The organism is Chelatococcus caeni (assembly GCF_014196925.1).
GTDB lineage: Bacteria > Pseudomonadota > Alphaproteobacteria > Rhizobiales > Beijerinckiaceae > Chelatococcus_A > Chelatococcus_A caeni.
On the sequence record NZ_JACIEN010000001.1, the window covers coordinates 1,279,015 to 1,297,813 of the forward strand.

The 18,799-nt window shown below is 68.5% G+C and carries 18 protein-coding genes; 11 read left to right on the plus strand and 7 right to left on the minus strand.

Annotated elements, in window-relative coordinates; genetic code table 11:
• Positions 1-230: 230 nt before the first annotated feature.
• The 3 genes from GGR16_RS06105 to GGR16_RS06115 all read left to right on the plus strand — a co-directional run bounded on the left by GGR16_RS06105 (position 231) and on the right by GGR16_RS06115 (position 5,264).
• The gene (locus GGR16_RS06105; RefSeq protein ID WP_183315997.1) at positions 231-3,209 is read left to right on the plus strand and encodes an autotransporter outer membrane beta-barrel domain-containing protein; all 2,979 of its coding nucleotides are present in this window, start codon (positions 231-233) and stop codon (positions 3,207-3,209) included.
• 96 nt (positions 3,210-3,305) lie between these two features.
• Positions 3,306-4,709 carry an aminotransferase-like domain-containing protein gene (locus tag GGR16_RS06110; RefSeq protein WP_183315998.1) on the plus strand — a complete coding sequence of 468 codons (1,404 nt, stop codon included), beginning with the start codon at positions 3,306-3,308 and terminating at the stop codon, positions 4,707-4,709.
• Between the two features lie 168 nt (positions 4,710-4,877).
• Complete coding sequence (locus GGR16_RS06115; protein ID WP_183315999.1) at positions 4,878-5,264, plus strand: DUF983 domain-containing protein; 387 nt, start codon at positions 4,878-4,880, stop codon at positions 5,262-5,264.
• A 51-nt stretch (positions 5,265-5,315) separates the two neighbouring features.
• Here the strand turns inward: GGR16_RS06115 and map are convergent, their stop codons facing one another.
• The 3 genes from map to GGR16_RS06130 all read right to left on the minus strand — a co-directional run bounded on the left by map (position 5,316) and on the right by GGR16_RS06130 (position 8,260).
• A complete protein-coding gene (map, locus tag GGR16_RS06120; RefSeq protein ID WP_019403145.1) occupies positions 5,316-6,065 on the minus strand; it encodes a type I methionyl aminopeptidase in 750 nt (249 codons plus the stop codon).
• 199 nt (positions 6,066-6,264) lie between these two features.
• Positions 6,265-6,936, minus strand: a complete 672-nt coding sequence (locus GGR16_RS06125; protein ID WP_183316000.1) for a potassium channel family protein — start codon at positions 6,934-6,936, stop codon at positions 6,265-6,267.
• Complete coding sequence (locus GGR16_RS06130) at positions 6,929-8,260, minus strand: TrkH family potassium uptake protein (RefSeq protein WP_183316001.1); 1,332 nt, start codon at positions 8,258-8,260, stop codon at positions 6,929-6,931. Before GGR16_RS06130 ends, GGR16_RS06125 begins: the two co-directional genes overlap by 8 nt.
• A gap of 343 nt (positions 8,261-8,603) precedes the next feature.
• Between GGR16_RS06130 and GGR16_RS06135 the strand changes: the two genes are divergently transcribed.
• On the plus strand, positions 8,604-9,014 hold the full coding sequence (locus GGR16_RS06135) for an ester cyclase (RefSeq protein WP_183316002.1): 411 nt from the start codon (positions 8,604-8,606) through the stop codon (positions 9,012-9,014).
• Between the two features lie 49 nt (positions 9,015-9,063).
• Here the strand turns inward: GGR16_RS06135 and GGR16_RS06140 are convergent, their stop codons facing one another.
• The 3 genes from GGR16_RS06140 to GGR16_RS06150 are packed head-to-tail and all read right to left on the minus strand — an operon-like array spanning position 9,064 to position 11,903.
• Positions 9,064-9,315 carry a DUF2783 domain-containing protein gene (locus GGR16_RS06140; RefSeq protein WP_183316003.1) on the minus strand — a complete coding sequence of 84 codons (252 nt, stop codon included), beginning with the start codon at positions 9,313-9,315 and terminating at the stop codon, positions 9,064-9,066.
• Positions 9,303-10,922, minus strand: a complete 1,620-nt coding sequence (locus tag GGR16_RS06145) for an FAD-dependent oxidoreductase (RefSeq protein ID WP_183316004.1) — start codon at positions 10,920-10,922, stop codon at positions 9,303-9,305. The genes GGR16_RS06140 and GGR16_RS06145 overlap by 13 nt, the downstream gene beginning before the upstream one ends.
• A gap of 21 nt (positions 10,923-10,943) precedes the next feature.
• Positions 10,944-11,903, minus strand: coding sequence for an MBL fold metallo-hydrolase (locus GGR16_RS06150; protein ID WP_183316005.1), 960 nt, complete (start codon positions 11,901-11,903; stop codon positions 10,944-10,946).
• Between the two features lie 134 nt (positions 11,904-12,037).
• On the opposite strand from GGR16_RS06150, the gene GGR16_RS06155 reads away from it, so the two are divergent.
• From GGR16_RS06155 to GGR16_RS06185, 7 genes are all read left to right on the plus strand, one after another.
• Positions 12,038-12,775 carry a LuxR C-terminal-related transcriptional regulator gene (locus tag GGR16_RS06155; protein ID WP_183316006.1) on the plus strand — a complete coding sequence of 246 codons (738 nt, stop codon included), beginning with the start codon at positions 12,038-12,040 and terminating at the stop codon, positions 12,773-12,775.
• A gap of 261 nt (positions 12,776-13,036) precedes the next feature.
• Positions 13,037-14,248, plus strand: a complete 1,212-nt coding sequence (fahA, locus tag GGR16_RS06160; RefSeq protein ID WP_183316007.1) for a fumarylacetoacetase — start codon at positions 13,037-13,039, stop codon at positions 14,246-14,248.
• Between the two features lie 5 nt (positions 14,249-14,253).
• Entirely contained in the window at positions 14,254-14,931 is a 678-nt protein-coding gene (gene maiA, locus GGR16_RS06165; RefSeq protein WP_183316008.1) for a maleylacetoacetate isomerase, read from the plus strand.
• The gene (locus tag GGR16_RS06170; protein ID WP_183316009.1) at positions 14,928-15,932 is read left to right on the plus strand and encodes a TRAP transporter substrate-binding protein; all 1,005 of its coding nucleotides are present in this window, start codon (positions 14,928-14,930) and stop codon (positions 15,930-15,932) included. Before maiA ends, GGR16_RS06170 begins: the two co-directional genes overlap by 4 nt.
• On the plus strand, positions 15,929-16,444 hold the full coding sequence (locus GGR16_RS06175; protein WP_246372832.1) for a TRAP transporter small permease: 516 nt from the start codon (positions 15,929-15,931) through the stop codon (positions 16,442-16,444). Before GGR16_RS06170 ends, GGR16_RS06175 begins: the two co-directional genes overlap by 4 nt.
• A complete protein-coding gene (locus tag GGR16_RS06180; RefSeq protein WP_183316010.1) occupies positions 16,441-17,751 on the plus strand; it encodes a TRAP transporter large permease in 1,311 nt (436 codons plus the stop codon). Before GGR16_RS06175 ends, GGR16_RS06180 begins: the two co-directional genes overlap by 4 nt.
• An 80-nt stretch (positions 17,752-17,831) precedes the next feature.
• Positions 17,832-18,323 (plus strand): MarR family winged helix-turn-helix transcriptional regulator, encoded by a 492-nt coding sequence (locus GGR16_RS06185; protein WP_183316011.1) that lies wholly within the window; start codon positions 17,832-17,834, stop codon positions 18,321-18,323.
• A 3-nt stretch (positions 18,324-18,326) separates the two neighbouring features.
• On the opposite strand, the gene GGR16_RS06190 is transcribed toward GGR16_RS06185, so the two are convergent.
• A complete protein-coding gene (locus GGR16_RS06190) occupies positions 18,327-18,752 on the minus strand; it encodes a MarR family winged helix-turn-helix transcriptional regulator (protein ID WP_183316012.1) in 426 nt (141 codons plus the stop codon).
• Positions 18,753-18,799: the final 47 nt, after the last annotated feature.

An 18,799-nucleotide genomic window follows, 5' to 3' on the forward strand; every position in this document is an offset into this window, starting at 1 on the left:
ATGCAAAGTTTGGACATTTCCGCTCGCGCGAATGCGGCTAATTCCTGCTATGCCGGGTTGAGAGTTCCGTTGCGTTTCTTTGGCCGGCCGGGCGGCTCTTCGGCTGGCCGTTTCCGCTTGCAAGGAAAATCAGCAACAGGCACGGGCGCGGCCGTGGGGACGGTGCGTCGCCGGTGCAGGGATGCTGTGAACTCGGGGTTGGGGGGATGAATTTGCGTTGCAGCCACGCCATGCGCGTGTCCTTGCTCCTGTCGACGGTCGCGACATCGGCGCTCGTTGCAACCGGGGCGGGCGCGCAGACGTTCACGGTCTCGACGGCCGAGACGACGCCGTTCAATCCGGCCTCGCTCGCCTTTCCCTCCGGCACCATCAACGTGACGTCGACCGGCTCCATCATCACGGAATTCGGCGGCAATCACGCCATCCAGCCCTATGTGGCGGGCGGGACGAACGGGCGCTGGGACGTGAACGTCGACGGCCTTGTCAGGTCGAGCGTTGCGGGCGGGTCGACGATCTACGCGATCTGGCTGCGCAACGGCGGCGACATATCGGTCGGGACGACCGGCGTCGTCGAGAGCACCGACACGGCGATCATGGTGGATGCCGCTGGCACGTCCAACGTGGTCAATGACGGCCGCATCGCCGCGCCATCGGTGGCGGTGTCCCTGCAGGGCGGCGGCTCTGTCCTCAACAACGGCTATATCCTCGGCGGCGTCGTTTCGGCATCGACCGGCGTTGCGGGATCCATCGTCAATTCCGCTTCGGGAACGATCGAAACGACTGGCAGCTTCGGCCTGCATCTCAACGCCGGCGGCGTGCTGGACAATGCCGGAACGGTCAATGTCACCAATTCCGTGACGGGCCTCTGGTCGCACGCCAGCACGACCTTCACCAACAGCGGCACGTTCAGAAGCCTGGGCGGCGCCTATGCCGGCCAGGTGTCCGCCGCCCTGTTCCAGACGGGCAATATCGTCGCGTCGAACACGGGGACGATCTACGGGCGGGATCTCGGCCTGTTCGGCCATCAGAACGGTACCTTCAGCCTCACGAACAGCGGCAGCATCACCGCTGAGACGCTCGATGCGGTCATCGTGCGCTTTGCCACAGGCGACGTCGACATCACCCAGACCGGGGGACAGATCCTGGCGGGGCGCAATGGCATCGCCGTGCGCGAGGGCCAGGCGAGCACGGTCGATATCAGCGGTGGCCTCATCGAGGCCGGGCGTGCGAATGCGGCCGGCGCCGGCATTCTCTTCAATGCCAATGCCGGGCCGGCGGTGCTGCGCATCGCGAATGCGACCGTTTCGGCGCCGACGACCGCGATCCAGGCCCTCGGGACACAGATCGACGCGACGCTCTTCGCGGGCAGCGTCATCAACGGGGCCATCAGCTTCGATGCCTTCGACGACAAGCTGACCATCCATGCGGGAGCCGCCGTGAACGGCGCCATCGACGGCGGCGGCGGCGTCGACGAGCTCACCCTCACGGGAAGCGGCGCGGGGCTACTCGGAAGTGTCGCGAATTTCGAGAGCCTGCGGGTGACCGGCGGCCGATGGACGCTGAACGGAACCTATGCCTTCTCGGGGGGCGTCGAGGTCGTCAGCGGCAGCATCGCCGCCAATGGCTCTCTTGGAGCACCCGTGACCGTGTCCGCCGGCGCGACGCTCGGCGGCTCGGGGACGGTGGGCACGACGACGATCGCGTCGGGCGGGACGCTGGCGCCGGGCAATTCCATCGGCACGCTGACGGTCAACGGCGACCTCACCTTCGAGGCCGGGTCGCACTTCGCGGTCGAGGTCGACCCGGCCGGCTCGGCAAGCGATGAGGTCGTCGTCTCGGGCACGGCCACGATCAACGGCGGCACCGTCGCCCACATCGGCTATGTCGGCAATTACCGCCCCTTCGCCACCTACCGCATCCTCACCGCCGGCACCGGCCTGTCCGGCGCCTTCGATGCGGTGACCACGGACTTCGCCTTCCTCACGCCCGACCTCGTCTATGACTACGGCGCCTTTACCGTCGACCTGACCCTTGCCCGCAACGACGTGCGCTTCATCGACAAGGCGACGACGCGCAACCAGATCGCCACGGCGGGCGGGGCCGAGAGCCTCGGAGCAGGCCAGGCGGTCTATGACGCGGTCGCCGGCCTGCCGGACGATGCGGCCTTGATCGGGGCGGCCTTCGACAGCCTGTCGGGCGAGGTGCATGCGAGCGCGCGCACCGTGCTCGTCGAGGACAGCCGCATGGTGCGGCAGGCCGCCAACGAGCGCCTGCGCGCGGCGCTCGCCGGGGCCGGCACGCCGGCCCTGCCGGTGATGGCTTATGCCGGGGGTGGTCCGGTGACGACGGCGCCGATGGGCGCGGACCTTGCGCTGTGGGGCCAGGGCTTCGGCTCCTGGGGCCACAGCGACGGCGACGGCAATGCGGCGAAGCTGACGCGCTCCCTCGGCGGCTTCCTCCTTGGCGCCGATGCGGCGCTCGCCGGCAACCTGCGCCTCGGCGTCCTCGGCGGCTACAGCCGCAGCGCCTTCGACGTGACGGGACGGTCTTCGTCGGGCTCGGCCGACAACTACCACCTCGGGCTCTACGGCGGCGGAGCGTGGGCGCTTGGGGCGGGCGAGCTCGGGCTTCGGGCCGGTCTCGCCTACAGCTGGCACGACATCGACACGCGCCGCCAGGTGAGCGTCGGTTCGCTCGGCGACCGGCCGCAGGCGGATTATGGCGCCGGCACGCTGCAGGCCTTCGGCGAGATGGGCTACCGCTTCGCGCTCGGGCCGGCGGCGCTGGAGCCCTTCGCCGGTCTCGCCTATGTCGGGGTCGACACCGACGCCTTCGCGGAGGCGGGCGACTTCGGCACCGCCGGCGCGGCGCTCACCGGGGCGGGACGCGCGACCCAGACGGGCTTTGCGACGCTCGGATTGAGGGCGGCGGGCGAGGTGGACCTCAGCACGGCGCGGCTGACGCTCACCGGCACGCTCGGCTGGCGCCATGCCTTCGGCGATGTCGCGGCGCTGGCGACGAACGTCTTTGCCGGCGGCGTGCCGTTCACGGTGGCGGGCCCGGCGATCGCGCGCGATGCGGCGCTGCTCGAGGCGGGCTTTGCCCTTCACCTCTCCGACAGCGCCCGCCTTTCCATCGCCTACGAGGGCCAGATCGCCGACACCGCCCAGGACCATGGGTTTTCGGCGCGGCTGTCGGCGCGGTTCTGAGGGATCAGCGCGGCAGCCGATCCGGCCTTTCTGCGTGACACAGCGGATGCGATCAATGTACAGTCAATTGATCGCATCAGCTGGCATGACCGACCGATGAAAGACTGGGCCTCCGAGCTCGCCCGCAGCGGCGCTCCCCGCTACATGGCCATTGCCGACCTCATTGCGCGTGACCTGAAGAGCGGGCGCCTGCAGCCGGGCGACCGCCTGCCGCCGCAGCGGGAGCTGGCGAGCCGCCTGAAGATCGACTTCACGACCGTGGCGCGCGGCTATGTCGAGGCGCAGAAGCGGGGGCTCGTCGTCTCGCATGTCGGCCGTGGCACCTTCGTCCGCGAACCGTCCGGCGGCACCGGGCGGGCTTCCTTGCGGCGCGATGCGTCCGATCCGCATCGCGATACCGCGGCCGACCTGTCGATGAACCTGCCGCCCGAGCCTGACGATCCCGATCTCCTCGCCCGGATGCGCGAGGGATTGAGCGCGGTTTCGGCCAGCCTCGTCCCGCTGCTGCGCTACCAGGCCTTCGGTGGCGACGGGAGGGACAAGGATGCCGCGGCGGCCTGGCTCGCGCGGCGCGGCCTCACCTGTCCGCACGAGCGCATCTTCATCACGCCCGGCGCGCATCCGACGCTCCTTGCCCTCCTCGCCGTCCTGGCGAAGCCGGGTGAGGGGATCCTGTCGGAGGAGATCACCTATCCCGGCGTGCGCTCCATCGCAGCCCAGCTGGGGCTCGACCTCGCCGGCCTGCCCACGGATGACGAGGGCATCATTCCCGAGGCTTTCGCCGAGGCCTGCGAGCGCCTGCGCCCGAAGGCGCTCTACCTCAACCCGACCCTGCAGAACCCGACGACGCTCACCATCCCGCTCAGGCGGCGCGAGGCGATCTGCGCCGTGGCGCAGCGGTATCGCGTGCCGATCATCGAGGACGACGCCTACGGCTTCATCCCGCAGCAGGCGCCGCAGGCCATGGCGGCGATGGCGCCGGACCTGACTTGGCATATCGGCGGGCTGTCGAAAGCGATCGGCGCCGGCCTGCGCCTCGCCTATGTGGCGGCGCCGGCTGCAAGGGCCGCCTGGCCCTTCGTCAGCGCCATGCGCGCCGGCAATGTCATGGCCTCGCCCCTGACGGCGGCGCTCGCCACGCGCTGGATCGAGGACGGCACGGCGGACGGGATCCTCGCCTTCATCCGCAGCGAGGCGGCGGCCCGGCAACGGATCGCCGCCGAGATCCTGCCCGCGGGAACCTTCCGGGCCGACCCGCTCAGCTTCAATCTCTGGATGCCGCTGCCCGAGGGATGGAGCCGCTCGGCCTTCATCGGGCACATGCACGCCACCGGCATCGGCGTCGTCGCGAGCGACGCCTTCACCGTCGCGGGGCCGCCGCGGGAGTTCGTGCGCGTCTCTCTCGGCGGACCGATCGGCCGCGAGCGCCTGCGCGAGGGGCTGGCCTTCATGGCCCATTCCCTCGCCGGGCCGCCGGAACTGTCCTCCACCTTCTTCTGACGGCTGCGGCTCGGAACGGCGGCATGCCTCTGCCCGGCCGGCAAATTGCCGCATGGATATGCAGTCAAACGCGATGTATGAATTGCAAATGAATGCATTCAATGCCTGCGCCGGCTTCCTGCGACACGCCCCGTTCCAAAGGCCCCGGCGCCGACCGGAGGACGAGTGATGTCTCCCAAGGACGAGTGGCCGCCGATCTCCCCTTACAAGACCGGCTTGCGCGGCCTGTGCCCGCGTTGCGGCCAGGGGCATCTCTTCGACGGCTTCCTGACCCTGCGCCGGGAGTGCGAGGTCTGCGGGCTCGACTATTCGTTCGCCGATCCGGCAGACGGGCCCGCCTTCTTCGTGATGTGCTTCGCCTGCATCCCGAGCGTCGTCTTCGCGCTGTGGCTGGAAGTCGCCTACAGCGCGCCGCTCTGGGTGCATCTCGTGACGACGCTGCCGGTCATGCTCCTGACCTGCATCCCGCCGTTGCGGCCGCTCAAGGGGTGGCTGGTCGCCAGCCAGTTCTTCTACAAGGCGGAAGAGGGGCGGCTGGACGTCTCGCGCTCCTGAGCGGGATGCGTCGTCCGTTCGCGCGGTGCGCCGGCTCCGCGCCGGCGTCGCTCAGCCCGGCAGGGTCACGACCATGGCGCCGTTGCGCGTCGCGACGACGGTATGCTCGAACTGCACGGTCGGCGCGCGCGGCTCGCTGAACAGTGTCCAGGGATCGTCGCCGTCTTCAGCCCATTCCGCCCCCATGGAGAGGAACGGCTCGACGGTGAACACCAGTCCTTCCGTCATCGTGCGGCGTTCCGACCGGTCGGGCCAGGTGGCGACCTCCGTCGGCTCTTCGTGCAGGGACCGGCCCACGCCGTGGCTGGCGAGGTTCCGCACGAGCGTGTAGCGGTTCTTGCGCGCGAATTCACCGATCGCCTGCCCGATGCCCGCAAGCGGCCTGTCGGCGCCCACCTGCCGGATGCCTGCCCACATGGCGCGCCGCCCGTCCCGGCACAGGCGTTCCAGCGCTTTCGAGGCCGGTGGCACGGGGAAGGATGCGCCCGTGTCGGCGAAGATGCCGTCCTTCTCGGCGGAAACATCGATATTGACGAGGTCGCCGGCCGCGATCCGGCGCTGCCCGGGGATGCCGTGGGCGATCTCCTCGTTGACGCTGATGCAGGTCGCGCCGGGAAAGCCGTAGCACAGCTCCGGCGCAGGGCGGGCGCCCGCCCGTTGCAGAAGCCCGCGACCGATCGCATCGAGCTCCGCCGTCGTCATGCCGGGCTCGATGGCCGCCCCCATCGCCTCGAGCGTGTTGGCGACGATGCGGCCGATCTCCCGCAGCTTGTCGAGTTCATCCTCGTTCGAAACGGTCATGCTGCCTCGTGGCGTGCCGGGCGGCGAACGGAACTGCCGGCAGGGCAGGCGCGGCTTGCATCGGCTCGTTCGTCTCTAGGGCAAATGGCGGCTGCGTCGGCAGCCTCGACGGTGCGTGCATAGACACTGCGGCGCGGCGCGGCAAGCCCGTTTGCCGGGCGTCGGCCGCGTGCCGCGCAGGCTCACGGGCCCTCGTGCCTCAGCCGATGGACGCGAATTTCTCCACGAGCTTCGTCGGCCCGGAGACGATGAGCAGGTCCCCGGTCTCGACGGTGGTTTCCGGCGTGGCATAGGTGAAGTCGGTCCGTGGACGCTTCACGCCGACGATGGTCACGCCGTATTTGCTGCGGATGGCGGCCTCTGCCAGCGTCTTGCCCGCGGCCTCGCGCGGGGCTTTCGTCTTGGCGATGGCGAAGCCGTCGTCGAATTCGATGAAGTCGATCATCTTGCCGGTGACGAGATGAGCCACCCGTTCGCCCATCGCGGCTTCCGGATAGACGACATGGTGCGCCCCGGTTCGCTCCAGGATGCGGCCGTGCCGGGCGTTCACGGCCTTTGCCCAGATGTCCGGCACGCCGAGTTCCGACAGCGCGAGGACCGTGAGGACGCTCGCCTCGATGTCGCTGCCGATGCCGACGACCGCATGGGCGTAGTCCTGCACGCCGAGGCGGCGCAGGGCATCGGTATTGCTGCTGTCGGCCTCGACGACGAGCGTAAGCCGGCTCGCCCAGCTTTGGACGAGCTCCGCACTCTCGTCGATGCCGAGCACGTCGTGCCCGAGGTGGATGAGCGACTGGGCGACGGCGCTGCCGAAGCGCCCGAGGCCGATCACGACGACGCCGTTGTCGTGGGAGGTGCTGCTCTTAGCCAACGATTGGGCGCTCCTCTGGATAGCGGAAGGGAACATGCCGCTCCTGCAGCGCAAGGGCGCTCGCGAGCGTGATCGTGCCGACGCGGCCGACGAACATCAGGACGATGACGACGAGCTGTCCCGCCGCCGGCAGGTCGCCGGTGATGCCGGTGGACAGGCCGACCGTCGCGAAGGCGGAAATGACCTCGAAGGTGATGTCGTGCAGCGGAAAATCCGTGATGCTGAGCAGCGTGAGGATGCCGAGCGTGATCAGCGCCGTCGCCAGCAGCACGACCGTGAGAGCCTGGCGCTGGACATGGGTGCCGATGCGCCGGCGGAAGGCGGTCGTGTCGTTCTGCCCGCGCACTTCCGCCCAGACAACGAAGCCGAGCAGGAAGAAGGTCGTCACCTTGATGCCCCCGGCCGTTCCGGCGCTGCCGCCGCCGATCAGCATGAGGGCGAATGTAACCGTCAGCGTCTCGAGGCGCATGCTGCCCACATCGATGCTGTTGAACCCCGCGGTGCGGGTCATGACCGAATGGCTGGCGGCATTGAGGAGCTTCTCCGGCCAGGCGAAGGGGCCGAGGGTCGCCGGATTGTTCCACTCGTATCCGACGACGGCCACGAGGCCGACGAGAAGCAGAAGGGCCGTGCCGAAGATCGTGATCTTCGTGTGGATCGACCAGCGGGCCGGCTGCCGCAGGCCGCGCCACAGCTCGAACAGCACGGGAAAGCCGAGCCCGCCGATGACGACCGCCGCCATGATCGGGACGAGGAAAAGCGCATCCGCGGCGAAGCCGGAGAGGCTGTCGGAATAGGTCGAGAAGCCCGCGTTGTTGAAGGCCGAGACGGCCTGGAAGAGCCCGTGCCACAGGGCCTCGCTCCAGGGCGCGCCGTAGCCATAGTGGAGGCGCAGCGTGAGGACGGCGGTCACGAGGAGCTCGACCGAGATGGTCACGATGAAGATGAGGCGCAGGACGCCGGCGACGTCGCCGAGCGTCAGGCTCTTCGTCTCCGCCTGGGCGATGATGCGGCGGGTGAGCCCCAGCCTGCGGGTGACCAACAGGCCGAGCAGCGAGGCGCTGGTCATGATCCCGAAGCCGCCGACCTGGATCAGGAGGAGGATGACGGCCTGGCCGAAGGGCGACCAATAGGTCGGCGTGTCCTGGACGATGAGGCCGGTGACGCAGATGGCGGAGGTGGCGGTGAACAGCGCCGTCAGGAACGGCGCCCCCGTGTCGCCGGGGTGGGACAGCGGCAGCATCAGCAGCAGGGTGCCGACGAGGATGGCGAGCAGGAAGGCGAGCGGCACGAGCCGCGCGGGATGCTGAATCGGATGTTGCAAGTCGAGCCCTGTCGTCCACCGGCGGCGAAGCGTTTCCCGCGCCCGGCGTAGCGCACGGACCCGCCTGCGGTCCAGCCCGGATCGTCACGAACACCGCTCCCCCGCCGTGATCGAGGGCAGACAGGCAGGTTATGCGATCGGCGGTTCGGGTAGGACGATCCTGTGCTGCGCAAAGCCGCCTGTTGCCTCGCCACCGCGCCGGGCCCGACTATGCCGCAAACGTCGGTGCGCGCGGCACTGGCAATGGCGAGGTCCAGGGCTGGTTCACGAAGAACAGGCGTGCGGCCTGTGCGAGATTCGGTGGCTGTGGATCACATTTGGAGGCATCACCAACATGGATCGAATGTCGCTCGAAGATATTGCGCAGCGCTGGATGCAGTTCTGGCAGGGCGGATCGCTTGCGTCCTTCGGCGATCTGCATGCGCCTCATTTCATCGACCACAGTGCCGCTGGACGCGCGGCGGATCGCGAGGGATTGCTGCAGGGGATTCGCGATCTCTATGCAGCCTTCCCGGATTTTCACGCGGACATCGATTTGCTTGCCGTCGACGTATCGAAGGGGCTGGTGACCATACGCTGGTCGGCGACCGGCCATATGCACGGCCGGTTCCTCGACGCGGAGCCGACGGGGCGCCTTGTAGGCTTCTCCGGCATCGAGATCATCCGGGTGCGGGAGGGGCAGGTCGTCGACCGCTGGGGCGAGTGGGACGAGCCGTCCATTCGCGAGCAGATCGGCGCAGCACCACGCGCGTGACAGGGTAGGGCATGCCACGCCCTGCCGCCGCGACACGGCTTGCCTCTGGCTACACAGCGCCGCCGACGGCGGGAGCGTCGTCCGAGGCCTGCCGCCCGGCCTTCGGGTCACCGGCAGGGCGGCTGACGGCAATGGCCTCGCCGATGACCTCGGCATCGCCGATATGGTTGACCAGCGTCAGGACCAGCCGCGACCAGACCTTCAGGCTTTCGGCCTCGCTCAAGCCGTCGTGCAGGCGGACGAGCCGCTCGTAGATGTCGTCGGGGCTGGACAGGTTGGGGGTGGTGATCAGTTGCGCCATGTCTCTCCTCGCATATCTGCCTCGCCTCCCATATCCGCCTCGCCACCCTTGGCACGAGCGAGAGCCGCTGCGATCTTCACCGCATCCGGCCGTTTCCAGCGCGCGGCGACATATTGGTCGGGACGCACCAGGCAGGCGCCGCCTTCCTCCAGCGACAGGCGGTCCGCGGCCACGCCCGCGACGGAAATGACGCGCAGCCCGGCCGGCACCTCGCCCCGCCCGCCGCGGGTCAGCAGCACGAAGTCGTTGCCCAGCTGATCCAGCAGCCAGCCGTCGCCGTGCGGGGCGTCCAGCACCGGGCTGCCGGGGGGCACGCCGCCGGCCCAGTCGTCCTCGTCCGGGATCGAGAGCCGGCTCGCGGGATAGCTCACCGGTGTGGACAGCCGGCCCGAGTTCACGAAGGGCCGGGCGAAGGCATGGTCATGCGCCAGTTCCAGCACCGCATCGCGCAACGCCTGGCTCGCCGTCGACTTCGGCGTCAGGAAATCGGTCGAGCGGGTCGAGTTCAGGATGTTCTCGTCCGCCGTGACGATCGCCTCCTCATTATAGGTCTCGATCAGATCCTCGCCGGCCTCGCCGCGCAGGACGAGATCGAGCTTCCAGCCGAGGTTGTCGATGTCGGCGAAGCCGCCGTTGCAGCCCCGGGCCCCGAAGGGCGAGACGAGATGCGCCGCATCCCCGGCGAAGATGGTCCGGGCGTGAACGAAGCGCGCCATGCGGCGGCACTGGAAGGTGTAGACGCTGTACCATTCGCGCTCGAAGGCGACGTCCTCGCCCAGCATGGCGCGGATATAGGGCTCCACGTTCTCGGGGCGGATGGCCGCCTCGCGATCGATGTTCCAGCCGAGCTGGAAGTCGAGCCGCCAGACGTCGTCGGGTTGGCGGTGCATCAACGCCGACTTGCCGGGATTGAAGGGCGGATCGAACCAGAACCAGCGCTCGCAAGGCATCTCGCGGTTCTTCATCCGGATGTCGGCGATCAGGAAGTTGTCCTCGAAGACGCGACCCTCGAAATCGAGCCCCAACCGATCGCGCACGGTCGAGCGCGAGCCGTCGCAGGCGATCAGCCATTCCGTCCGGAGCCTGTAGCGGCCGCCGGCGGTCGCGATCTCCAGCGCGACACCGTCGTTCGCGGGCGTGACGCCCTCGACCGTGTGGCCCCAGCGGATCTCGACATTGGGCAGGACGCGGAGACCGTCGAGCAGATATTCCTCGAGGTAATATTGCTGGATGTTGATGAAGCCGGGACGCTTCTGGCCCTTCACCGGCAGCATGTCGAACTGGTAGACGGGGGTATCGCCCGCGCCCCAGAAGACCTTGCCGACATTCCAGGTCACGCCCTTTTCGACGACCGGGTCGCCCACGCCGAGGCGGTCGAGAATGTCCAGCGAGCGCTTGGAGAAGCAGATCGCCTTGGAGCAATGGGCGATGAAGTCGAGCCGAGTCACGACCGTCACCGGGTGCCCACGGCGGCCGAGGTCGAGCGCCATGGCGAGGCCCACCGGCCCGGCGCCCACGATGACGACGCGGGCGCGGTCCTCGGGCACGGCAGGGGCAGGGGTGGCGCCGATCTTCTTGTACACGGGGATGCCCTGAGGATTCACCATCATGTCCTCCCGACCCGCCGGTCAGCCCTGCAGCTTGGCCCAGACCTCGCGATCGCGCTCGGCCGTCCAGATGCGCGGATGCTCGATGCCGTCGTATTCGTCCCACAGGCGCTGCACGTCGAAGGGCAGGCAATGCTCGAAGATCGGCCATGAGCCGAACTCGGGCGCGAGGGCGTCGCGGGTAGCCTCGAAGGCTTCCTTCAAACTGCCGCCTGCCTTGTGGACGCGGCCGACGTTCTCGATCATGCCGTTCAGGAACTTGCGGGTCTGTTCGACCGCCGCATCGGTCTCCGCGACGCCGCGCGCCACCGCACCACGCCCGCCGATCAGGTTCTCGGCCCGGTAGGCCTTGACGTTGTCGAGCGTCTTGCCGACCCAGTCGAAGTGATAGGCATCGCCCGTGTAGAGCGCGGCCTTGGCCTCGACGAGGTCGCCCGCATAGAGCGTGCGCGTCTTGTCATGCCATACGGTGATGTCGCCGCCGGTATGGCCGCGGCCCAGGAAGCGCAGCTCGAGCTGGCCGCGCCCGCCGCCGAGCTCGATGTCGTACTCGTTCTCGAAGGTGATGGTGGGCCAGGTCAGGCCGGGCACCTCTTCGGCATTCTTGGCGAGGCGCGGCATGCGGCCGAACTCGCTCTTCCAGTCCTCTTCGCCGCGCTCGGCCACCAGGTCGCGCGAGGCGCGGGACATGATGATGTCCTGCGCCTCGAAGGCACTGGCGCCCAGCACGCGCACGGCGTGATAGTGGGTGAGGATGAGATAGCGGACCGGCTTGTCCGTGTGCTCGCGCAGGATCTTCAGCCAGTCGCGCGAGGCCGCCGGCGTGGCGCGCGACTCGATGGCGACGACGAAATCCTCCCCCTCGACGGCGCCGACATTGGGATCGCCCTCGGCAGTCAGCGCATAGACGCCGTCGGCGAGAATCTCGAGCGTGTCGGTCTTGCGGGCGGTGTCGGCCGAGGATGCGAACGGCTTGCCCATGGTTGTCTCCTCTTCCATGCTTCCGGCTGGAATGTCTTCGAAATAATTTCTAATGAAACGATCTTGGGCTGTATGTCATTAGGTCTGACGACAGCGACCGGCGCCTTGCGACGGCGAGGGAGGAGAAGGGACCCATGTCTTCGGCCGGCTTGATCGACCCGGACCGCGCCGCGGCCTTGCTCGATGCGCGCGACCCGGCGGTGTTTTCGGACCGCCTGCTCGAGGCCGCGCAGACGGTCGCCGGGATCGAGGAGCTCTTCGCCTTTCGCGTCGGCGAGGGTGCGCCCGAGACGCTGGCCTTGTCCAGCGAGCTGGCCGAAGCACCCGAGCGGGCGGGGGCCTATGCGCGACGCTTTCATCGCAGCGACCCCGCCGTTTCCGCGCGCCTCGCGGCACGCCAGGGAACCGGCTTCGTCTGCCGCATTCCCGCCGCTGCGATCGCGCTCGGCACCTACCGCAAGCTCTGTTTCGAGCGCCCGCGCTTCTCGGAGAAGATCTGCTTCGGCTGGCGCGCGCCCGCGCACAGCCTCGTGGTGAACTTCTACCTGCGCCGGACAGGGGCCGAGGTGGACATGGCGCAGCTCGGCGCGCTGGCGCAGGTCGCCATCACCGGACTGACACGCCTGATGCGACAGCGCGCCGAGGGTGCTCCGCTCGTGCAGCAGGTGGAGCGCCGCCTGGCCGAAGCCCATCGCAGGCTGACCCCGCGCGAGCGCGAGGTCTGCGCCCGCACGCTCGCCGGCCGGACGGCTCGCGAGATCGGCGAGGAGCTGGGGCTGGGGGTCGGGACGGTGCTGACCTATCGCCAGCGCGCCTATCAGAAGCTCGGCGTATCGAAGGCGAATGACCTGCTCGCCGCCGTCATGGGGTGAAGGCACGGCGCTCGCGTCAAGGCACCGGAAGGCGGCGGTGGCGGTCACCCGCACGATTTCCTGCGGGCGCGGATCGCCAGGTTTTTCAAGTAGTTATGCATTTTCGCCCGCTCCATCGTTGCGGCTTGTCACCGCGCCTCGGAAAGAGTGTTGTTGCAATTGAAACGAAAAATGAGGTAGGAGAGTCGCACCACGACGATCTGCCGCCGCGCCGCCGAGGCGTGCCTGCGAGCGCAGACAGACCGGGGAGATACGATGCCGATGGCCGGGAAGCCGTTGCGCAGCTGGGTGCCGGCTGCGAACGCGGACGATTGCGATTTTCCCATTCAGAACCTGCCCTATGGCGTGTTTTCCACGCAGGGCGGGGCGCCGCGCTGCGGTGTCGCCATCGGCGACATGATCGTCGATCTGGCGGCGTGCGAGGCGCGGGGGCTTATCGAGGCCGGCGGCACCTTTGCGCAGCCGCAGTTGAACGAGTTCATCGCGCTCGGGCGCGGCAAGTGGGACGAGGTGCGCGCCAGACTGACGGAGCTCCTCGCCGAAGGCGGCGACGAGAGCCTGCCGCTCGTCCCCATGGCGGGGGCCCGGATGCACCTGCCGATCCGGGTGACCGAGTTCACCGATTTCTATGCCTCGAAGAACCACGCCTTCAACGTGGGCGTGCTGTTCCGCGGGCCCGAGAATGCGCTGCCGCCGCAATGGACGCACATGCCGATCGGCTACAACGGGCGGGCGTCCTCGGTCGTGGTCTCGGGCACGCCGATCCGGCGGCCGATGGGACAGGTCAGGGGAGAGGACGGGCCGGTCTGGAGCCGCTGCCGGCGGCTGGATCTCGAGCTGGAGCTCGGCGCCATCGTCGGCGTCGACAGCCACATGGGCGAGCGTGTCAGCGTCGAGGAGGCCGAGGCGATGATCTTCGGCTATGTGCTGCTGAACGACTGGTCCGCCCGCGACATCCAGGCCTGGGAATACCAGCCCCTCGGCCCTTTCCAGTCGAAGGCGCTCGGGACCACGATCGGCGCCTGGGTGGTGACCCAGGCTGCGCTCGAACCGTTCCGCTGCCAGGGGGCCGAACGGGTGGCCCCGCTGTTGCCCTATCTGCGGGAGGAGCGTCCCGGCTTCTATGACCTCATCGTCGGCTGGATCATGAACGGCCAGACGATGGGGCGGACGAACTACAACGTCATGTACTATTCGAGCGCCCAGCAACTGGCGCATCACACGGTATCGGGCTGTCCGATGCGGGTGGGGGACCTCATCGGCTCGGGCACGATCTCCGGCCCGACCATCGGCGAGACCGGGGCGCTCCTGGAGATGACGCAGGGCGGAAAGAACCCCGTCGAGGTCAACGGCGAGGAGCGCACCTTCATCGAGGACGGCGACGAGATCGGCCTCTACGCCTACGCTCGCGGCGATGGCTACCGCATCGGTTTCGGCCCCTGCACGGGCCGCATCCTGCCGGCGCAGGAGTGACGGCGATGGCTGCCGCACGGGTGCTGCTGCACGACTACTGGCGCTCATCCGCCTCCTTTCGGGTCCGGATCGCCCTAGCGCTGAAGGGCATCGCCTATGAGCGCGCTCCGGTGGATCTGGTCGCGGGGGTGCAGCACGGCGCGGCGCATCGGGTGCTGAACCCGCAGGGGCTGGTGCCCGTGCTGGAGATCGACGGCCTTCGGCTGACACAGTCGCTGGCGATCCTCGAATATCTGGAGGAGACCCGGCCCGAGCCGCCGCTGCTGCCGCGGGAGGCAGGCGCGCGGGCGCATGTGCGGGCGCTCGCCCTGGCGGTGGCCTGCGAGATCCATCCGGTTTCGAACCTCGCCGTGCTGGCCCGGGTGGAGCGGCTGGCAAGCGCCGAGGCCCGCGCTGCCTGGAACCGCGACAACATCGCCGAAGGCCTGACCACGTTCGAGCAGATGTTGGACCATCCGGGCTTCACCGGCCGCTTCTGCCACGGTGAGCAGCCGGGCCTCGCCGACTGCGTGCTCATCCCGCAGCTCTACAACGCGGCGCGCTGGGGCGTCGCCTTCGATCATCTGCCCCGCATCCAAGCCGCGGCGCGCGCCTGCGAGGCCGTGCCCGCCTTTGCCGAAGCACATCCGGACAATTTCAACCCTTCGCGGGAGACGAAGGGCATTCAGGGAGAGAAACCATGAAATCGCTGAAGCTGGCTCTCACCGGGCTCATCCTGTCGTCGGCGCCCCTGATGGCGGAAGAGCTCATCATGTCATCGTGGCTGCCGCCCAAGCATCCCATCGTCGTCAACGCCTTCGAGCCCTGGGCCAAGGAGGTGGAGAAGGTCACCGGGGGGCGGGTGACCGTGAAGATCATGGGCAAGCCGCTCGGCAGCCCGCCGGCGCATTTCGACATGGCGCGCGACGGCATCGCCGACATCACCTACGGTCTGCATTCCTTCACCGAGGACGACCGCTTCAAGCGCGCGCGCCTGGGGCAGTTCAGCTTCCTCGGCGACGATGCCGTCGCCAATTCCAAGGCCTACTGGACGATCTACGGCGGCAAGCTGGATGCGGCAAGCGAGCACAAGGGCACGCATCTCCTCGGCCTCTTCATGCACGGCCCCGGCCTGCTGCACAACAACAAGCGCAAGATCGAGAAGCCGGACGACATGGCCGGCCTGAAGCTGCGCGTGCCGGGCGGCTATGTCGGCGATCTCGTCTCGTCGCTGAAGGCGACGCCGCTCTTCATGTCCTCGCCGGAGGTCTACGAGAAGCTGTCGCGCGGCGTGATCGACGGGGTGGCCTTCACCTATGAGGCGATGACGGCCTTCAACCTCGTCGACTACATCAAATATTCGATGACCGTGCCGGGCGGCATCTACAACACCACCTGGTTCTTCGTCATCAACGAGGGCAAGTGGAACAGCCTGTCGGAGAAGGACCGCGCCGCCATCGATGCGATCTCGGGCGAAGCCTTCGCCGAACGCGTCGGTCAGGCATGGAACAATGCCGACGTCGTCGCCAAGGAGAAGGTGGGCGACAAGGTGCTCTTCTACAAGGCCGGCCCCGAGGTGGTCGCGGCCCTGCGCGAGGCGGCCGCCGGGCTGGAAAAGACGTGGGCGGACAGCCTCGGCAACGACTATGACGGCGCCGCCGCCCTGGCCGAATTCCGCCAGATGACCGGGGTCGGGAGCGAATGAGCCGTTCCGGACCCATGGCCGGTGATCCGCCCCCGGACATGATCCCGGGGCGGAGCCAGCATCGGCAGGCGGGCTGGTATCGCCTGCTGGCGGGCATCGCGGCGCTGCTGATCATGATGCTGATCGGCGTCACCTGCGTCGACGTGATCGGCCGCTATCTGCTGAACCGGCCTTTCGGCGGCGCCTATGAGCTGACGCAGATGCTGCTCGCGGCGCTCGTCTTCATGGCGCTGCCGCTGACCAGCGCCGACGGCGGCCATGTCGAGGTGGACCTCGCGCTGCATCTCTTCCCGCGTGGCTTCCAGCGCCTGCTGGGCCGGCTTGCCGGTCTCGTCTCGGCGGTAGTGCTCGTCTATTTCGCCTGGCGGCTGATCGAGATCGGCTTGGACCAGCTGCGCGGGGGCACGCGCAGCGCCTCGCTGGCCCTGCCGATGGCGCCGCTCGCCTTCCTGGCGGCGGCGAGCTGCGCGGTCTCGGCCCTCGTCATGGTCTTGCGGCGGGAGGAGCCATGACCATTTCCCTGATCGCCTTCGCCATCCTGCTCGTCTTGGTCTTCGCGCGCATTCCCATTGCCTTCGCGATGGCCCTCGTCGGGGGCGTCGGCTTCGCGCTGCTGCGCGGCTGGGGCCCGGCGGGCGCCATGGTCGGCAACGCGGTCTTCGAGACCGGGCTCAACTATTCGCTGTCCGTGGTGCCGCTGTTCATCTTCATGGGCAACGTGCTGGCTGGATCGGGCATCGCCCAGGGCCTGTTCTCCGCCGCGGACCGGGTCTTCGGGCGGATGCGCGGCGGGCTCGCCATGGCCACGGTCCTGTCCTGCGGCGGCTTTTCGGCGGTCTGCGGGTCGTCCCTCGCCACAGCGGCGACGATGTCCAAGGTGACGATGCCGTCGATGCGCCGCTTCGGCTATGCCGACAGCCTGGCGACCGGTGCCATCGCAGCGGGCGGCACGCTCGGCATCCTGATCCCGCCCTCGGTCGTGCTGATCATCTTCGGCCTCCTGACCGAGGCCGATATCGGCAAGCTGTTCCTCGCGGGCATCATCCCTGGCGTCGTCGGCATCGTCGGCCACCTGCTCGCCGTGATGGTCGCGGTGCGGCTCAACCCGGAACAGGCGCCGCCGGTGCGCGAGGTGCATCCGATGACACGGCGCGATGCGATCAGCGTCGCCGCGGTGCTGGCGCTCTTCGCCTTCATCATGACGGGCATCTATGGCGGGCTCTTCACGCCCATCGAGGCCGCCGGCATGGGCGCCGCCGCCGCGCTGGTGATCGCCTTTGCGACCGGCGGGCTGACCCGTGCCGCGCTATGGCGGGCGTTTCTCGACAGCGCCACCGCCTCGGCGATGATCTTCGCCATCATCATCGGGGCCGAGATCTTCAGCAATTTCGTGACCTTCGCGGGCCTGCCCGGCAGCCTGTCGGCCATGGTCGAGAATCTGGGCCTGTCACCCTGGGCGGTGCTGCTCGCCATCGTGCTGATCTACATCGTCCTCGGCTGCTTCCTCGAAAGCCTGTCGATGATCCTGCTCACGGTGCCGGTCTTCTATCCGCTCGTCTCGGAGCTCGATTTCGGGCTCGCCATCCTGCAGGACCCGGACGCCGTCCTGATCTGGTTCGCCATCATCGTCGTCGTGGTGACCGAGATCAGCCTCATCACGCCCCCGATCGGCATGAATGTCTTCGTCCTGCGCTCGGTGCTGCCCGACGTGCCGCTACGCACCATCTTCCGCGGGGTCTACGTCTTCTGGATGGCCGACATCGTCCGCCTGGCGCTGATCATCGGCCTGCCGGTGCTGTCGCTCTATCTCGTCACCTGACCCGGGGCAGGGCGGTTGATTTCGGTCAAGGCGCCAAGCATCCCTACCATCCGAACTGTCTGTCTCTTCCGGCGGTCCTCATGCGCATCGAGCTCTTCTTTCCCTATCGCCTTGCGGTCGTCGCCGAGGCCTTCTCGCGCCAGCTCGCCGCCGTCTACGGCCGTGAGCACGGGCTCTCGCGCGAGGAATGGCGGCTGCTCTTCCTCCTGGAGGACGCCGGGGTGCTCGATTCGCTGCAGCTGTCGCAGCGCACGTCGCTCGGCAAGGTGCAGGTCAGCCGCGCCGCCTCGCGGCTGGAAGAGAAGGGGCTGATCACGCGCGAGGTGCTGGGGTCGGACCGGCGGCTGCGCAATTACGCCATCACCGATGCGGGGCGGGATCTGTTCCAGCGGGCCTTCGGCGGGGTCGAGGCCCGCGCGCAGGAGATCCTCAATGCCATGCCTGCCCGCGATCGCGCCGCGCTCGAGCAGGGCATCACCGCGCTGGACCAGGCGATCGCCGCGGTGACGGAGCCCGAACGGGGCCGCGGCGCCAGTTTCCCGCGCCCGGGGCAATCGCCCCGCGAGGAATGAGGGTCAGCCGCCGCGCGCGATCAGGCGGTCGAGGGCCCTGTCCAGTCCCGCCGCCTCGGGGCCGAGTTCGGCGAGGAGTTCGGCCTGGAACGCCTCGGCGATCCGGCCGAGGCGGCCCATCAGCTCCTGCCCGTCCGGGGTCAGTTCCAGCGCGATCAGGCGGCCGTCGCCGGCGTGGCCGGACTTGCGCACGAGGCCGGCCTGTTCGAGGCGCGATGCGGCCCGGCTGACGATCGACTTGTCGAGATTCACCTTCACATTGATGTCGCGCACGCTGACCGCGCCCGAGCGGTTCAGATGCGCCAGCACCCGCCACTCCGGGATGGTCAGCCCCGCCTCGGCGCCATACAGCGCGGCGAAGCGGCGGCTGACCTGGGCGGCCGCGACCGACAGGCGGTAGGGCAGAAATCCCTCCAGATCGAACGACATGCGCTGCTCCTCTTTCACGGAAGATGAGCAGAGATTCGTTGCGTCGA

What these genes read in the sequence shown, in the direction of transcription:
- GGR16_RS06105 (WP_183315997.1), top strand. Translation starts at nt 231, where the DNA reads ATGCGCGTGTCCTTGCTCCTGTCGACGGTCGCGACATCGGCGCTCGTT.
- GGR16_RS06110 (WP_183315998.1), top strand. Translation starts at nt 3,306, where the DNA reads ATGAAAGACTGGGCCTCCGAGCTCGCCCGCAGCGGCGCTCCCCGCTAC.
- GGR16_RS06115 (WP_183315999.1), top strand. Translation starts at nt 4,878, where the DNA reads ATGTCTCCCAAGGACGAGTGGCCGCCGATCTCCCCTTACAAGACCGGC.
- map (WP_019403145.1), bottom strand. Translation starts at nt 6,065, where the DNA reads ATGACCGTTTCGAACGAGGATGAACTCGACAAGCTGCGGGAGATCGGC.
- GGR16_RS06135 (WP_183316002.1), top strand. Translation starts at nt 8,604, where the DNA reads ATGTCGCTCGAAGATATTGCGCAGCGCTGGATGCAGTTCTGGCAGGGC.
- GGR16_RS06140 (WP_183316003.1), bottom strand. Translation starts at nt 9,315, where the DNA reads ATGGCGCAACTGATCACCACCCCCAACCTGTCCAGCCCCGACGACATC.
- GGR16_RS06145 (WP_183316004.1), bottom strand. Translation starts at nt 10,922, where the DNA reads ATGGTGAATCCTCAGGGCATCCCCGTGTACAAGAAGATCGGCGCCACC.
- GGR16_RS06150 (WP_183316005.1), bottom strand. Translation starts at nt 11,903, where the DNA reads ATGGGCAAGCCGTTCGCATCCTCGGCCGACACCGCCCGCAAGACCGAC.
- GGR16_RS06155 (WP_183316006.1), top strand. Translation starts at nt 12,038, where the DNA reads ATGTCTTCGGCCGGCTTGATCGACCCGGACCGCGCCGCGGCCTTGCTC.
- fahA (WP_183316007.1), top strand. Translation starts at nt 13,037, where the DNA reads ATGGCCGGGAAGCCGTTGCGCAGCTGGGTGCCGGCTGCGAACGCGGAC.
- maiA (WP_183316008.1), top strand. Translation starts at nt 14,254, where the DNA reads ATGGCTGCCGCACGGGTGCTGCTGCACGACTACTGGCGCTCATCCGCC.
- GGR16_RS06170 (WP_183316009.1), top strand. Translation starts at nt 14,928, where the DNA reads ATGAAATCGCTGAAGCTGGCTCTCACCGGGCTCATCCTGTCGTCGGCG.
- GGR16_RS06175 (WP_246372832.1), top strand. Translation starts at nt 15,929, where the DNA reads ATGAGCCGTTCCGGACCCATGGCCGGTGATCCGCCCCCGGACATGATC.
- GGR16_RS06180 (WP_183316010.1), top strand. Translation starts at nt 16,441, where the DNA reads ATGACCATTTCCCTGATCGCCTTCGCCATCCTGCTCGTCTTGGTCTTC.
- GGR16_RS06185 (WP_183316011.1), top strand. Translation starts at nt 17,832, where the DNA reads ATGCGCATCGAGCTCTTCTTTCCCTATCGCCTTGCGGTCGTCGCCGAG.
- GGR16_RS06190 (WP_183316012.1), bottom strand. Translation starts at nt 18,752, where the DNA reads ATGTCGTTCGATCTGGAGGGATTTCTGCCCTACCGCCTGTCGGTCGCG.